This window comes from Bacillus sp. FSL P4-0334 (genome assembly GCF_038004825.1).
GTDB lineage: Bacteria > Bacillota > Bacilli > Bacillales > Bacillaceae > Bacillus > Bacillus velezensis.
In genome coordinates this window covers 2,051,410-2,064,401 of record NZ_JBBORX010000001.1, presented here as the reverse complement: position 1 = coordinate 2,064,401, position 12,992 = coordinate 2,051,410, and the positions used below count along the sequence as shown (strand labels likewise).

General features: G+C 46.4%; 15 protein-coding genes. 5 read left to right on the top strand and 10 right to left on the bottom strand.

All coding sequences use genetic code 11. The features are described 5' to 3' along the window. Nucleotides 1-134 precede the first annotated feature (134 nt). Complete coding sequence (locus tag NSQ37_RS10595; RefSeq protein WP_007409225.1) at nucleotides 135-665, top strand: DUF3267 domain-containing protein; 531 nt, start codon at nucleotides 135-137, stop codon at nucleotides 663-665. Nucleotides 666-725: 60 nt separating this feature from the next. Then, on the top strand, nucleotides 726-944 hold the full coding sequence (locus tag NSQ37_RS10590) for a hypothetical protein (RefSeq protein ID WP_003155245.1): 219 nt from the start codon (nucleotides 726-728) through the stop codon (nucleotides 942-944). A 57-nt stretch (nucleotides 945-1,001) separates the two neighbouring features. Here the strand turns inward: NSQ37_RS10590 and yhzE2 are convergent, their stop codons facing one another. Together yhzE2 and yhzE1 are read right to left on the bottom strand one after the other, a co-directional pair. Continuing rightward, on the bottom strand, nucleotides 1,002-1,088 hold the full coding sequence (yhzE2, locus tag NSQ37_RS10585) for a sporulation protein YhzE2 (protein WP_003155248.1): 87 nt from the start codon (nucleotides 1,086-1,088) through the stop codon (nucleotides 1,002-1,004). Between the two features lie 124 nt (nucleotides 1,089-1,212). Next, nucleotides 1,213-1,299 carry a sporulation protein YhzE1 gene (gene yhzE1, locus NSQ37_RS10580; RefSeq protein WP_017417375.1) on the bottom strand — a complete coding sequence of 29 codons (87 nt, stop codon included), beginning with the start codon at nucleotides 1,297-1,299 and terminating at the stop codon, nucleotides 1,213-1,215. A 158-nt stretch (nucleotides 1,300-1,457) separates the two neighbouring features. On the opposite strand from yhzE1, the gene NSQ37_RS10575 reads away from it, so the two are divergent. After that, on the top strand, nucleotides 1,458-2,309 hold the full coding sequence (locus NSQ37_RS10575; RefSeq protein ID WP_015239508.1) for a peptidylprolyl isomerase: 852 nt from the start codon (nucleotides 1,458-1,460) through the stop codon (nucleotides 2,307-2,309). A gap of 38 nt (nucleotides 2,310-2,347) precedes the next feature. On the opposite strand, the gene NSQ37_RS10570 is transcribed toward NSQ37_RS10575, so the two are convergent. The 7 genes from NSQ37_RS10570 to NSQ37_RS10540 form a co-directional block, all read right to left on the bottom strand. Further along, the gene (locus NSQ37_RS10570) at nucleotides 2,348-2,575 is read right to left on the bottom strand and encodes a sporulation YhaL family protein (RefSeq protein WP_012117207.1); all 228 of its coding nucleotides are present in this window, start codon (nucleotides 2,573-2,575) and stop codon (nucleotides 2,348-2,350) included. Nucleotides 2,576-2,689: 114 nt separating this feature from the next. Next, the gene (gene yhaM / locus NSQ37_RS10565) at nucleotides 2,690-3,634 is read right to left on the bottom strand and encodes a 3'-5' exoribonuclease YhaM (protein ID WP_015239507.1); all 945 of its coding nucleotides are present in this window, start codon (nucleotides 3,632-3,634) and stop codon (nucleotides 2,690-2,692) included. A gap of 73 nt (nucleotides 3,635-3,707) precedes the next feature. Continuing rightward, on the bottom strand, nucleotides 3,708-6,590 hold the full coding sequence (locus NSQ37_RS10560; RefSeq protein WP_341123703.1) for an ATP-binding protein: 2,883 nt from the start codon (nucleotides 6,588-6,590) through the stop codon (nucleotides 3,708-3,710). Continuing rightward, a complete protein-coding gene (locus NSQ37_RS10555) occupies nucleotides 6,587-7,810 on the bottom strand; it encodes a metallophosphoesterase family protein (protein WP_151280474.1) in 1,224 nt (407 codons plus the stop codon). Before NSQ37_RS10555 ends, NSQ37_RS10560 begins: the two co-directional genes overlap by 4 nt. A gap of 134 nt (nucleotides 7,811-7,944) precedes the next feature. Next, nucleotides 7,945-9,095 (bottom strand): IS3 family transposase gene (locus NSQ37_RS10550; protein ID WP_094031235.1). Its coding sequence is split into 2 segments (ribosomal slippage): nucleotides 7,945-8,822 and nucleotides 8,822-9,095, totalling 1,152 coding nucleotides; the frame shifts between segments, so codons are not numbered across the junction. 114 nt (nucleotides 9,096-9,209) lie between these two features. Beyond that, complete coding sequence (locus NSQ37_RS10545; protein WP_025284501.1) at nucleotides 9,210-10,469, bottom strand: ABC transporter permease; 1,260 nt, start codon at nucleotides 10,467-10,469, stop codon at nucleotides 9,210-9,212. Then, entirely contained in the window at nucleotides 10,462-11,358 is an 897-nt protein-coding gene (locus NSQ37_RS10540; protein ID WP_007409231.1) for an ABC transporter ATP-binding protein, read from the bottom strand. Before NSQ37_RS10540 ends, NSQ37_RS10545 begins: the two co-directional genes overlap by 8 nt. A 105-nt stretch (nucleotides 11,359-11,463) precedes the next feature. Here NSQ37_RS10540 and NSQ37_RS10535 point away from each other — a divergent pair, with 105 nt between their 5' ends. After that, a complete protein-coding gene (locus NSQ37_RS10535) occupies nucleotides 11,464-11,649 on the top strand; it encodes a YhzD family protein (protein ID WP_015239502.1) in 186 nt (61 codons plus the stop codon). A gap of 24 nt (nucleotides 11,650-11,673) precedes the next feature. On the opposite strand, the gene NSQ37_RS10530 is transcribed toward NSQ37_RS10535, so the two are convergent. Then, nucleotides 11,674-12,441, bottom strand: a complete 768-nt coding sequence (locus NSQ37_RS10530) for an enoyl-CoA hydratase (protein ID WP_007409232.1) — start codon at nucleotides 12,439-12,441, stop codon at nucleotides 11,674-11,676. Between the two features lie 184 nt (nucleotides 12,442-12,625). Between NSQ37_RS10530 and NSQ37_RS10525 the strand changes: the two genes are divergently transcribed. After that, nucleotides 12,626-12,979: a hypothetical protein gene (locus NSQ37_RS10525; protein ID WP_326365234.1), complete on the top strand. Its 354-nt coding sequence runs from the start codon at nucleotides 12,626-12,628 to the stop codon at nucleotides 12,977-12,979. The last annotated feature ends 13 nt before the right edge of the window (nucleotides 12,980-12,992 follow it).

The window sequence follows — 12,992 nt, the reverse complement described above, 5'->3', positions numbered from 1 at the left end:
CATGTTTCACCGAGCTCTTCTGTTCTTCTCTTTCCAGGTTTATTTTTTTCTTTAAAAAAGGATTGATTTTTTCTCCTGAAGAGAGTAAATTATTTTGAGATTGTATTCCATCTTTGTACGGAAGGATGACTCTGATGAATTGCTGGAAAACCATTAATCTGATCAAAGATTATGGTGCGGTTCGTTTATTATTGACTGCTGTAGGTTTTATGATCCTGTTTTTTATATGCAACTTCTTGGCATTCGGGCTGCTGCGTCCGAATATCAGTTTAAGTGACGGGCACGTGTTTGCTTTTTGTGTTCTGCTCGTTGTTACTTTATTTGTACATAAAGTCATACATGTCCTGCCGATGATCTGTAAAAAAAGAAAAAAGGAAATGAAAATGTACTTCTTGCGGATGCCGACATGGAAAGGCATACCGAAAACGACGATGCTGATTTCAACGATCAGCCCGTTTTTATTCATTACGCCGTTATTGTTTTATGCCGGACTGGCATTTCCGAGACACGCTCATTACTTTTATATGATTTCGAGCATCCATGCGGGGTATTGCCTGCCTGATCTTCTGTTTGCCCTGCATCTGGTCAAAGCGCCCAAATCATGTCTGATTGACCAGGAATCCGACGGTTTTGATATTTTAGTAAAAAAAGTGCCGGAGTCTTGATGTCCCGCTGATTTTTCAGGTTACATTCTATCTTTTTTAATAAATATTTGGTAATGTAATATGGGAGCAGTTCAGAGAGAGGGGGAATCTCCCATCATTTTATTCTATTTTATCGTGGCTGCCCTGTTTATTCTTTATTTCATAAACAGGCTCACAAATACATTATGCCTTGTCAGAGAGATTCCTGAAGACCGGCAGGATAAGGTATTCCGTTTTATTAATGTATCTATTTTAATTTTACTGATCTCTTCATTCGTCGAGATCTCCTTTACTGTGTAAACAGGCAAAAAAATATGGCTGACGGAGGTCTGACCCCCCGACAGCCATATTTTTTTCTTAATAAAGCCAAGAAGCGCCGATGATGATCAATAAGATGAACAGAACAACCAATAATGCAAAACCGCCTGCAAATACTTCACCCATCTCCAAAAGCACCTCCTACAAAACGTTTTATTTTTCCAATTACATCATATGCAATTTACTTCTGAAACGATTAGGCGCTCGGGTAAGAAAACGGACCGCTTTTAGAAAAAGCGATCCGTTTCGCTTAACAAATGTAAGCTGCACCTACGATGATAAGCAATATGAACAGTACTACGAGCAGTGCGAAACCGTTTGAATATCCTCCGCCCATGGTTCATTACCTCCTTTTCATGATCAATATATTTGTATGTATCAGGAAAAAGTTTGACTAGACGAATGCCCTTTATTTAAAATCTTTTTACAGAAAGCCACAATATGTTATGATACGCATATGCAATTTAATTTGGATGATTAGGAGTGTTTAAAGGAATGAAGAAAATCGCGATAGCAGCTATTACGGCAACGAGCGTCCTGGCTCTCAGCGCTTGCAGCAGCGGCGACAACGACGTGATTGCCAAGACGGATGCCGGAAATGTAACAAAAGGCGAGCTCTACACGAACATGAAAAAAACCGCGGGCGCAAGTGTGCTGACACAGCTCGTACAAGAAAAAGTATTAGCAAAAAAATACAAAGTATCGGATAAAGAAATCGATACCAAGCTGAAAGAGTACAAAACGCAGCTCGGCGATCAGTACAGCGCCCTTAAACAGCAGTACGGCGAAGATTACCTGAAAGATCAGGTGAAGTACGAACTGCTTGCACAAAAAGCGGCGAAAGACAACATCAAAGTGACTGACTCCGATACGAAAGAATATTACGATGGCTTAAAAGGTAAAATCCGCGCGAGCCACATCCTTGTCGCTGACAAAAAGACAGCTGACGAAGTGGAGAAAAAGCTGAAAAAAGGCGAGAAGTTTGAAACGCTTGCGAAAGAATATTCAACTGACAGCTCAAAAGACAACGGCGGCGACCTTGGCTGGTTCGATAAAAAGTCAATGGATGAAACATTCAGCAAAGCTGCATTCGGCCTGAAAGTCGGACAAGTCAGCGATCCGGTCAAAACAAAATTCGGTTATCATATCATCAAAAAGACAGAAGAACGCGGCAAATATGATGACATGAAAAAAGAATTGAAAGAAGAAGTTCTTAAACAGAAATTAAACGACAACTCAGCTGTACAGGCGGCAATTCAAAAAGTCATGAAAAAAGCTGACGTAAAAGTGGAAGACAAAGACTTAAAAGACACGTTTAACACTTCAACTTCTTCTGAATCTAAATAAAAAAACTGTGCGGGCTCTCGGCGAGCCGCACAGTTTTTTTATGCGATGGAATGATTGGAGTTTTCTTCCGCATCCCCGTTTTCACTTGCGGGCGCCGCCATACGGCGCTCGCGTTCCTGTTCCATCCGTTCAATATACACCCTTCCTTCTTTTTCAATAAACGACTGGTCAAGCTTTTCCTCTTCTTTAGCTGTTGTGAAAAGCTTATAAGCGCTGAAAATAATTCCGATAATGCAAAGGTATACCCACCAAGGAAAAAATAGCACGTCGGTTTCCTCCCTTTTTCACCCAGAGTCTTTATTCTAAGCTATGCTTGATAAAGACAAGTTATGAGAGCTGAACGTAAAAAAGACCGATCATAGAGAATCGGCCTTTTTATCTTATTGATGGAAAGTCGGTTTGTAGAAAGAACGGTTTTCAAGCGCAAATACACGCTCTGTGTATTCGCCCGGCTTCACCCGTTCCAGCGCTCTGTCCATCATGATCATTTTTGCATCCAGATTGTCAATGTAGTGAAGAATTTCCGCTTCTTTCACCATCGGCGGTTTCGGGCTTCCCCATTCCGCTTTTCCGTGATGGCTTAAAATCAAATGCTTCAGAATCAGCACTTCTTCAGCGTCAATCTGAAGCTCTTCGGCTGCTTTTGAAAGCTCTGTCACCATGATCGAAATGTGTCCGAGCAGATTCCCTTCCACGGTGTACGTCGTGGAGACGGGGCCTGAAAGCTCTTTTACTTTGCCGAGATCATGCAGAATGACTCCGGCATACAGTAAATCCCGGTCAAGAGACGGATACAGATCGGCTATCGCTTTTGCCAGGTTCAGCATGGACACTACATGATACGCAAGCCCTGAAACGAACTCATGGTGGTTTTTAGCCGCCGCCGGATAATCCATAAACTCAGCCGCATATTTTTTGACCAGATGTCTCGTGATCCGCTGGATGTTTGGATTTTTCATTTCAAAAATGTATTGAGTGATGGTTTCCATCATTTCATCTTTCGGAATCGGCGCCGTTTCCAGAAAATCATCAATGCTGACATTTTCGTTCTCGCCGGCCGGCCGGATGTTTCTCAGCTTAAGCTGGTTTCGTCCGCGATAGTGATGGACATCTCCGATCACCTTCACGATCGTCTGCGCCGCGTACGTTACTTCATCAGTCGGCTTGGCATCCCACAGCTTCGCTTCGATATCTCCCGATTGGTCCTGCAGCATTAACGTCAGGAATGGTTTTCCGTTGCTTGCGATTCCCTTAGTCGAAGATTTAATCAGAAAGTATTGATCGACCTGCTCGCCGACCTCGTGCAGCATAATACCTTTTGCCATTCTATTAAAAGCTCCCTCCATATCTTACATAATACCAGTATAGCACATACCTCTTTTTTGAAAATAAACTCTTTTATGACAGGAGCCGCATGACTTGTCCGCTGTGAAAAGACCGGCTGACATGCTCATGGCAGGTGAAATAAAGTATCTGCCGCCCGCCTTCTGAAAGCTGATTCAGCACATCAAACAGCCGCTGCAGCCGCTGCCTGTCAAAATGGACAAAACTGTCATCAAGTAAAAACGGCAGTGATACCGCAGATTCCCTCTCTGACGCAAGGGCAAAACGAATCGCCGCATAAAGCTGCTCGCATGCCGCCTGTGACAGTTCGCCTGCAGAAAACACCGTTCCGTCTTTCCGCATAACCATAATGGAATCATCAGCCTCGGAAAAATACAATTTGTGATAGCGTCCGTCCGTAAGCGGTCCGTATAATGCACCGGCGGTTTCTAACAGACGGGGAAGCGTCACTTTTTTATGCCGCTCCATTTTTTCCCTGATAATGTGTCTGACCGTCTGTAATGCGGCCCACTCTTTAGCGGTTTTTTTCACGCGCTCCTTCTGCATTTCTGTCTGCTGTTTTAAATCGGATACAAGCCCCGAGGACTCCAGCTGCTCTTGCTTCACCGTTAATAAAGCGGTTTGCTCACGGAGCTGGGCGCTTTTTTCCTCAAGCGTTTTTTTCTCTGTTTCCTTCTGAACGACTGTATGTTCAAGTTCGGACACTGTGCGGCTCATGTACGGCTCCAGCTGTTTTCCGCCTATGCCGGACAAGTGCGTTTTGATTTCGCGCAGCTGCCGCTCTGTTTCCCGGCGGCTTTCAGTCAGCCTGGCGAGTTCACAAAAGTGTTCGCGGTTTTTTGCGCCTGCCGCCATGAAAAGCTGTTTGACCTGCTGTTCGTAGTAATGAACTTCTTCGTTTAATTCACGCATTTGCTCTTGTGCATGCAGCAGATCCGTTTCGAGCGCCTGCTTTCGTTTTGCTTCCTCACGGGCCCGTTCCGCCTGCGCCAGCAAAACGTGCAGTCTTTCTTTTACGGACAGCTCCCTTCCGTCTGAAGGACTCAGCTTTTTGACCCGGTCCTCAAATGCTCTTTGCAGCTTTTGCAGCCTGCCCGCTTCAATGGTCAGCTCATGCTTGTTAAGGATTTCTTTTTTGACATCTTTCATCACATGATATGCGTCAAGAAGATGGGAAGGACTTCCTGAAAACCCCAGTTCATTCATAAAAAGTTCCGCCTGTTTTTCAGACGGCGCCATTTCGGCCTCCCATTCTTCATATTGGCGGATGACTCTTTCATATGCCGCTTCTTTCTGTTCAAGCACGGCTTGATCCGCAATCAGCTGCTGCCGGTGCCGGCCGTCACGCCAAAGCTCTTCCTGCAGAAGATCAGCCGCTTCTTTAGAGATCGCCGGCTTCTTTTTCTTGTGTCCGGGCCCTCCTCTTTCTGACGGCAGCGGTTTTTGCATGCCGGACAGCATATACAGCAGCAGAGCGCCGGTAAAAAGGGCGGCGGGCAGCCATTCCTTTAACATAGCGAAAATCGCAATGAACAGAATGCCCGCACCGAGAAAGAGCTTTTTTTGTTTGGCGCGCTGTTTTTCCAGATGCTGAACATGTGCCTGCCATTCGTTTCCTTCTGTATCAGCCATTTGCTTATATGATTGTAAAGCGGCTTCTTTTTCTTTCCTGACAGCGGGGTCCAAAATGTTTTCTGCCGTCAAGGCATGTTTTCGTTCGGCTTCTTCCAGCTCCAGCCGCGCTTGTTCGAAAATCGCATCAAGCTGTGTCTTTCTTTCTCTTGCCTGTCCGGCGCTCTGCACGGCTTCCTGCAGCCGCCATTCATATTCATAATCGGTGTTCAGTGAAAGAATGCCGTCCTCCTCATGTCTTCCGAGCTGCTGCAATCCTGACGAAACGCGGGCAGATGTCTGCCGGATCTGTGATTGGATGGCGGCAAGCTGTTCGCCGCGCGATTCGTACATATGCTGCTCGCCGGAAAGCTCCTGCAGCTGCCGCTCTTTTTGCAGCAAGTCCTCATTTGGAGCGAGCAGATCAGTCTGCCGCCTGAGTTCAGCCGCTTTTGCCCGAAGCCCCTCAAGACGGGCCGCTTTCGGATGGAGATGCGATTCGTATTTTTCAAGCTGATGCATTCCGTCCTTCGGGAATTGCTTCAATGCTACCGGATAAGAAGAAAGTTCGCTTTCCAAGGCTGTTTTTTTGTCTGCGAGCGGCTTTGCTTCTATCGCCGATTTTACTGTTTTGATTTCTTCAGTTATGTCTTTCAATCGTGCTTCGGCATCCTGCAAACGGCCGCCGGCGCTTTTTTTCTCTTCCAGAAGGCTGTGATAGCCCGCTTCCGCAGCTTCCGCCTGTTTCAGCTGGGCGCTGAGCCGCTTTAATGTATCCAACTCCTGATTTAAGCGGGGGTTCCGCCCGTTCGGCTTATACATCCTGTCAAGTTCTTTTGCCAGTCGCCCGTCAAGCTTTGCCGCCGCTTCCGACCCGAATAAGCTCGAATACAGGAGAAACTCGCCGATTTTGTCCCGGTTAAAAGCTTGAATCTCCTGCAGTCCGAATACATCGAACGAATAGATCGCTTCGTACAGCGCCCGGTCTGTATCGGAGAGAAGCTGTTTGAGCCATTCTCCGTCCTTGATTTCGCCTGAAGCCGTATACACTCTGACTTTTTCGGCAGCGCCTTTTGTCCGTTCGATTTTGACAGCGCCGTGATCGACATGCTTCAATTCCACAGCGCCGCCGTAAACCCCGCCGTTTTTCGGTTCGTATTTTTTTGATTTCGGAAAACCGAACAGCACGCTTTTGATAAAGGACATCAATGTCGTTTTGCCCGCTTCATTTAACCCGTAGATCACTTGCACGGGAGAATCTGACAGCTGAAAACTTCGATCGGAAAATTTTCCGTATTGGTAAATATGCATCGCCGTTATTTTCATCGCTGAAGCTCCTTCATCTGGCGTCTTAAAACGGCTTGAGCCTGCCGCTTAATATCCAGTATCTCTTCATCTGTAAATGAAGCCATCTGACGCCGGTATACGGGATGACGCTCAAGGGCTTCAAACACACCGCTCATGTCCGCACATTGTTCTATGTCCTGAAGGAGCCCTTTAAAAAACGGATCAGGCGGCACGGTGTCTGTTTGATCCGTCCGATCCTCAAGCGCAAGCGGCCAGACGAAACATTCCTCTTCGGCCTCTTCCTCTTGTAAAGCGGAAAGAAGCTCCTCCGCGATACCTGCGGGCGCCTCCGTCCAAAAGCGGGGCGCCGCGCCGCGAAGCACCAGCCTGACACATGCCGGGCGGCCCGCCGCGCGCAAGCCGGAGAATGTATCCGATGCGGCTTTCAGAAGTGAAGTCATATGTTCAGCTCCGGAGATATCAAGATCAATTTCCTCCCATAACACATCATGCGCTTCTTTGAATTCCCAAGACATCTCACCGTTTGCCGCCCGGACGAGATAATATCCCTTAGGCCCGGTTTCTTTTAAATGCCGGGCTTGAATATTCCCCGGGTAAATGGCGGCGGGATGCTGGGCGGACAGAACCTGCCGTTTATGAATGTGTCCGAGCGCCCAGTAATCCATGCCGCTTTTTTCAAGGTCTTCTTTCGTAAACGGGCAGTACGGGTCATGCCCTTCCGCTCCTGATAACATGCCGTGGAGCATGCCGATATGATAAGGCGCGCCGGTCATTTTCCGGTAACGGGCCGCCTGATTGACCGTTACGCTTCTTTCCTGATAGCTGCATCCGTATATGCTTGCCGCAAGCTCTCCGTTTTTAAAGAAAGATTTTTCCTCCGGTGTATCCGAGGTGAAGATATGTACATTTTCCGGCCATTCAATCGGCGACCACTTACCGCCCAAATGATCATGGTTGCCGAATATGACGAACACTTGGATATCCGCTTCCTGTAATCTCGTAAACTGTTTTCTCAAAAACAGCTGGGCTTTTAAACTTCTGTTGGCTTCGTCAAACAGATCCCCCGAAAGCAGCACGAAATCTGCCTGCTCCCGGAGTGCCCCGTCCGTCAGTCGGCGGACGCTGTGAAATGTGCTTTCTTTAATACGCGCATATACCGGTTCAGGCAGATTCGAAATGCCGTAAAACGGGCTGTCCAGATGCAGGTCAGCGGCATGAATAAACGTCAGATCAGCCATCTCGCCCTCCCCTTTCTGCAAATTGAATTACCCTTATTTTAGCACCGTTTTTATACGAATGCACGTTCTGTAAAATAAAAAAACAGCCCGGCTGGGGACTGACCCCCGTTTTTGAGACAGGGATCAAAACACCTTTAAGCAGCCAGCTGTCGGTATGTGACCGGCGGCTGGTTGTTTAGTTTCGTTTGAATACGAATGTTGTTATAATAGTGTATATAGGTTTCGACAGTTTGTTCTACGATGGTCGTCGTAGTGCTTTCCAACCTGTCGAGGTAGAACGTTTCAGACTTTAGTGAGGAATGAAACGATTCGATGGAGGCATTATCAGCGGGCGTCCCTTTGCGGGACATGCTCATGGTAATGCCTTTTGTTTTAACAGCTTTCTGATACTCATAAGATGTATAAACAGAACCTTGGTCACTATGTAACACACAGTTCTCTGGCAGTGCGGGCAGCTGATCAAGTGTGTGTAAGACAAAGTCTGTGTCCTGTCTATCGCCAATCGTAAAAGCAATCACTTCTCCATTGTATAAATCCAATATACTGGAAAGATACAATTGTTTCTGCCCATAAGGCAAATATGTGATATCCGTTACTAGCTTTTCCAGAGGGCGATCAGACTGAAAGTTCCGATCCAATATATTCTCGGCCACGGCATATGGCTGCCCATTCTTCTTACGCTTTTTCACCTTAACCCGGCATTGCCACTGATTCTTCTGCATAATGCGCTGAACCGTTTTATGATTCATACGCATTCCCTTTTTTAATATGGCTGTGATTTTCCGATAGCCATATCGATACTTGTGTTCTCGGCACAACGTGCCGATTTGTTTTTCTAAATGGTATTTAGGGTTATCTTTCATCAGATTCTTCTTCCAACGATAATAAGATGCTCGTGAGATACCTAAATGAATACAGATATCCTTTATGGTCATTGTGCTGCGCAATGCTTCTACAAGCTCGACTGGCGTTTCGCTATCAGCTTCCTTTCCAATTCGTTGTACTTTTTTAACACTTCATTCTGTTGTCTCAGATAACGATTTTCTGCCTGCAGTTTCTCTAATTCGGAAGAATACTCTGGACCTTTTCCATAAGAATATTGCTTTCCGACAGGTTGTTCGAATCGATGTGTGTCCCCAGCTTTATACCACCTGACCCATGTCTGCACCTGCGTCTTATTCTTTATATTCAATTCCTGCATGATCTCCTTCACAGGCACGCCCGCCAATCTCATTTCTACAGCCTTCTGTTTGACTTCAACCGGATAACTCACTCTTGCCCTCATAGAAAAACACCTCCAAGTCTAATTTCGGATAACAACGATCCGTTTTCAAACTTGAAGGTGTTTTTTGTTTGTCTCATATTATGGGGTCAGTCCCGCTGTTCCGGGCTGTTTCACTTATTTTTTGGAGATGCGCAGCGCTTGTTTGATCGCTTTGAATCCGCTGGCGTTTCCGTAAATCAAAACGCCGCCTTTGTAAATTTTCGCGCCGACCGCTGCAAAGATCACGATAGTGAGCAGTGTCAGGGCGATTCCGGCCGCAGCCTGCCAAAACGGGATATCGAGCATCCCGACGCGTAAAAACATAATCATCGGCGTGAAAAACGGAATGTAAGAGGTAACGGTAATAAAACCGGCGTCAGGATTGCCGATGCCGAACATGGCGATCATAAAACCTGCCACGACTAAAAAAACCATCGGCTGAATCGTCTGCTGTACGTCCTCTATCCGGCTGACAACACTGCCGAGAAACGCGGCAAGCGTCGCGTAAAGAAAATAGCCGAGCAAATAGAAAATGACAGCATAGACTATCGTCGAGACGGGAACATCCTTAAAATTGAGAAATGCACTGATCGGCGACGACGCATCATTTTGAGGGTTCAGCTTCAGTGAGAGATAACCAGCCGCAATCAGCACCGCAAACTGTGTGATCCCCACGAGCGCGATACCGAACAGTTTGGCAAACATCTGCTGAATCGGCGGCATGCTTGAAATTAAAATTTCCATGACGCGGGACGATTTTTCCGTCGCCACTTCCATCGCAATCATGCTTGCGTACATGATAACTGAGAAGTAGATGACAAACAGCATGATGTAGACAAGCCCCATTACCTGACCGAGCTCTTCCTCAGATTTCGCCCCTTTTTCCAGCGCGTCTTTGCTGACTTCCGGCGGAGTGTAGAGGCTGCTGACTTTTTCTGCCGAAATGCCGAGCTTGGCGGTTTCGACAGCGGTTTTTGTCTGGGTTAAAGCCTGCTTGAGCAGTTTATACGCTGATTCATCAGAAATGGTCAGCGCTTTGTAGGCTCCTGTTATCGTTCCTTTTTGATCTTGTCTGATGATAAACAGTCCGTCCCATTCACCGTCTTTGACACGCTTTACGGCATCTTTTTCGGACTCCTTCGTCTCCATTGCCTGCAGATCATTGTCTGTATCCGCCGCTTTAAGCTGTTTTGCAAACGCCGGGTACAGCCCGCCCGTTTCATCAATCACCGCAATTTGCTGCTTGCCGTCATCCGATTGAAACACGGATATAATCGATTGCAGGTTGGTCACCGCTAATACTAATAAAACGGTAATGGCGGTCGAAATAATGAATGACTTTGTCGCGATTTTGTTTTTATATGTATGAAACAGCATAATCCAAAATTTATTCATAAACGGCCCCCACCTTTTCTATAAAAATATCATGCAGTGACGGCTCTTCCAATTCGAACTTCCGTATAAAACCTTTCCCTTGCAGCGCCCGGAAAATATCCTGAGAAACCGGTTCATTCGCGACCTGCAGTCTGATTCCGTCATTTGTTTCCTTCCATTTCACGACACCTTCATGCGTTTTTAAAAAGCTGAGGTCATCATCTGAATGAACGGTGACATTTTTTTTGCCGAAAGACCGCTTAATGTCTTTCAGATTGCCTTGAACGACGGGTTTTCCCTTCTGGAGAATGCACAAATTCTCACAAAGTTCTTCCACATGCTCCATTCGGTGGCTTGAAAAAACGATGGAAACGCCGCTGTTTTTCAAAGAAATAACCGCTTCTTTCAGCAGCTCGACATTCACCGGATCAAGACCGCTGAAAGGTTCATCGAGAATCAGCAGTTCAGGCTTATGCAGGACGGCCGAAATGAATTGGATTTTCTGCTGGTTTCCTTTCGACAGCTCTTCGACTTTCTTATTCTTGTAATCTGTAATGCCGAACCGCTCGAGCCATGTCATGAGCTCTTTTTCCGCCTCTTTTTTGCCCATTCCTTTTAATCTCGCCAGATAGACAAGCTGGTCACTCACCTTCACTTTCGGATACAGCCCCCGCTCTTCCGGGAGATAGCCGATTTTTTCACTGATGGAATAATTGACCGGCTGCCCTTTCCAGGTGATATGCCCGTCAGTCAGGCTTAAAAGACCTAAAATCATCCGAAAGGTCGTCGTTTTTCCCGCGCCGTTTGCGCCGAGGAGCCCGAACATTTCCCTTTCAGGTATTTGCAGGTTCAAATTGTCAACAGCGGTAAAGCTGCCGAATGTTTTCGTTACGTTTTCAATTGTAAGCACGAATCCAACTCCTTCCTTGACCCATTATATACTAATAATGGGTAAAAATTAATGGAGGATTTTAAATTCTTTATCAGAATATCATTCTATAAAGGGGGTGACATGATGGGACAATATGTATTGACCGCATTCCATGCGTCGGGAGAAACGTTGCTGAATGAACGGATCGAAGCGGATAATGAGGCGGAGGCGAAGGCCGCCGGAGAGGCTTTGTTAAAGGAAAAAAAGCTTGAGAACAGTACTCACCGCTTGGTAAATGAAGCCGGAAAGCTGATTTTGTTCCACAGATAACAGAAGCTTTCCGGCTTCTGTATTTTACCGGTTAAATTGCGGCGTCCGTTTTTCTAAAAAGGCGCGGATGCCCTCTTTATGATCATCCGTTTTTCTCATATTTTCCTGGGCCTTTCGTTCAAGAGACAAAACATCTTTTAACCGGCTGATATGGAGGCTCTGATAAATAGCCTTCGTTTCAATCATCGCTGACAGCGGCGCATGCAGCAATCGGTCGATATACGGTTGTGCCCCCTCCGCAGGGCCGCCGCTGAACAGCCCGTCGGCAAGCTTGAGCCGCACCGCTTTTTCAGCAGGCAATTTTTCACCGCTCCAAATCAGTTTTTTCGCTTCGATCTCACCGACGCGTCTCATTAATAAATAATGGCCTCCTCCATCGGGAACCAATCCGATGCCGATGAAATTCATCGCGAGGCGGGCGTTTTCTTCAGCGAGCACCACATCGGCGCACAGCGCGAAACTCAGCCCGAGCCCCGCCGCAGCTCCGTGGATGGCGGCTATCACAATTTTTTTCATATCATAGAGCGTCAGTGTAATGGATTCGATCATTTTCATGAGCCGTTCATATTCTCCTGAATCATGATCCGACGTCATCATCTGAATATCACCGCCCGCGGAAAATCCCCGGCCTTCCCCCCGTAAAAGCACGATAAGCGCCTCACTGTCGGCGGCCATCACGCATGCGTTTTCCAATTCCCGGAGCATTTGTTCATTCAGCGCGTTGTAACTGTCAGGCCGGTTCAGCACAATCTCTGCGATCTTTCCCTTTTCTTCATAGCGAATATACTGCATGTTTACATCCTCCTTGAATCCGCTTACATATTTTGTTCAAATGATATATTCCTTCCGCCGAAGCGAAATTCCTTTATTTTTCAAGGTCAATAGATACCGAAAAATGCATATCATTTGAAACTGAACATACATTTTTATATAGTGAAATTGATATACAAAACAAAAGGGGGGAAAAACGCCGATAATGAAATATGTGATACTCAGCTTGTTACTGAGCTTTTTTATGGTGCTGTTCCCCCCTTCGGATGTCGCTCTTCCTTCCCAATTGGTGACAGAAACAGACAGCCATGTACAAATTTCGGTTTACCCGCAGGAAACGGATTCGGCAAAGACGCCAGTTCACACCAAAACCGCTCCGCAAGGCCTGTCAAAAGGATACGGTGCGTTATCCCGGATGATCTCCCTGTTATCTGTCAAACCTCTTGATCAATTCATTGATTCCACAATGGAAAAGACATGCGCCATTCCGATACAATACCAGTCAAATTACCTCCGGCATCAGACCATTTCTCATTGCCAATCTGTATTTACGATGTAAAAACAGTATATTC

What these genes read in the sequence shown, in the direction of transcription:
- yhzE1 (WP_017417375.1), bottom strand. Translation starts at nt 1,299, where the DNA reads ATGGGCGGAGGATATTCAAACGGTTTCGCACTGCTCGTAGTACTGTTC.
- NSQ37_RS10555 (WP_151280474.1), bottom strand. Translation starts at nt 7,810, where the DNA reads ATGGCTGATCTGACGTTTATTCATGCCGCTGACCTGCATCTGGACAGC.
- yhaM (WP_015239507.1), bottom strand. Translation starts at nt 3,634, where the DNA reads ATGGCAAAAGGTATTATGCTGCACGAGGTCGGCGAGCAGGTCGATCAA.
- NSQ37_RS10525 (WP_326365234.1), top strand. Translation starts at nt 12,626, where the DNA reads ATGAAATATGTGATACTCAGCTTGTTACTGAGCTTTTTTATGGTGCTG.
- NSQ37_RS10595 (WP_007409225.1), top strand. Translation starts at nt 135, where the DNA reads ATGAATTGCTGGAAAACCATTAATCTGATCAAAGATTATGGTGCGGTT.
- NSQ37_RS10535 (WP_015239502.1), top strand. Translation starts at nt 11,464, where the DNA reads ATGGGACAATATGTATTGACCGCATTCCATGCGTCGGGAGAAACGTTG.
- NSQ37_RS10575 (WP_015239508.1), top strand. Translation starts at nt 1,458, where the DNA reads ATGAAGAAAATCGCGATAGCAGCTATTACGGCAACGAGCGTCCTGGCT.
- NSQ37_RS10545 (WP_025284501.1), bottom strand. Translation starts at nt 10,469, where the DNA reads ATGAATAAATTTTGGATTATGCTGTTTCATACATATAAAAACAAAATC.
- NSQ37_RS10560 (WP_341123703.1), bottom strand. Translation starts at nt 6,590, where the DNA reads ATGAAAATAACGGCGATGCATATTTACCAATACGGAAAATTTTCCGAT.
- yhzE2 (WP_003155248.1), bottom strand. Translation starts at nt 1,088, where the DNA reads ATGGGTGAAGTATTTGCAGGCGGTTTTGCATTATTGGTTGTTCTGTTC.
- NSQ37_RS10530 (WP_007409232.1), bottom strand. Translation starts at nt 12,441, where the DNA reads ATGCAGTATATTCGCTATGAAGAAAAGGGAAAGATCGCAGAGATTGTG.
- NSQ37_RS10590 (WP_003155245.1), top strand. Translation starts at nt 726, where the DNA reads ATGGGAGCAGTTCAGAGAGAGGGGGAATCTCCCATCATTTTATTCTAT.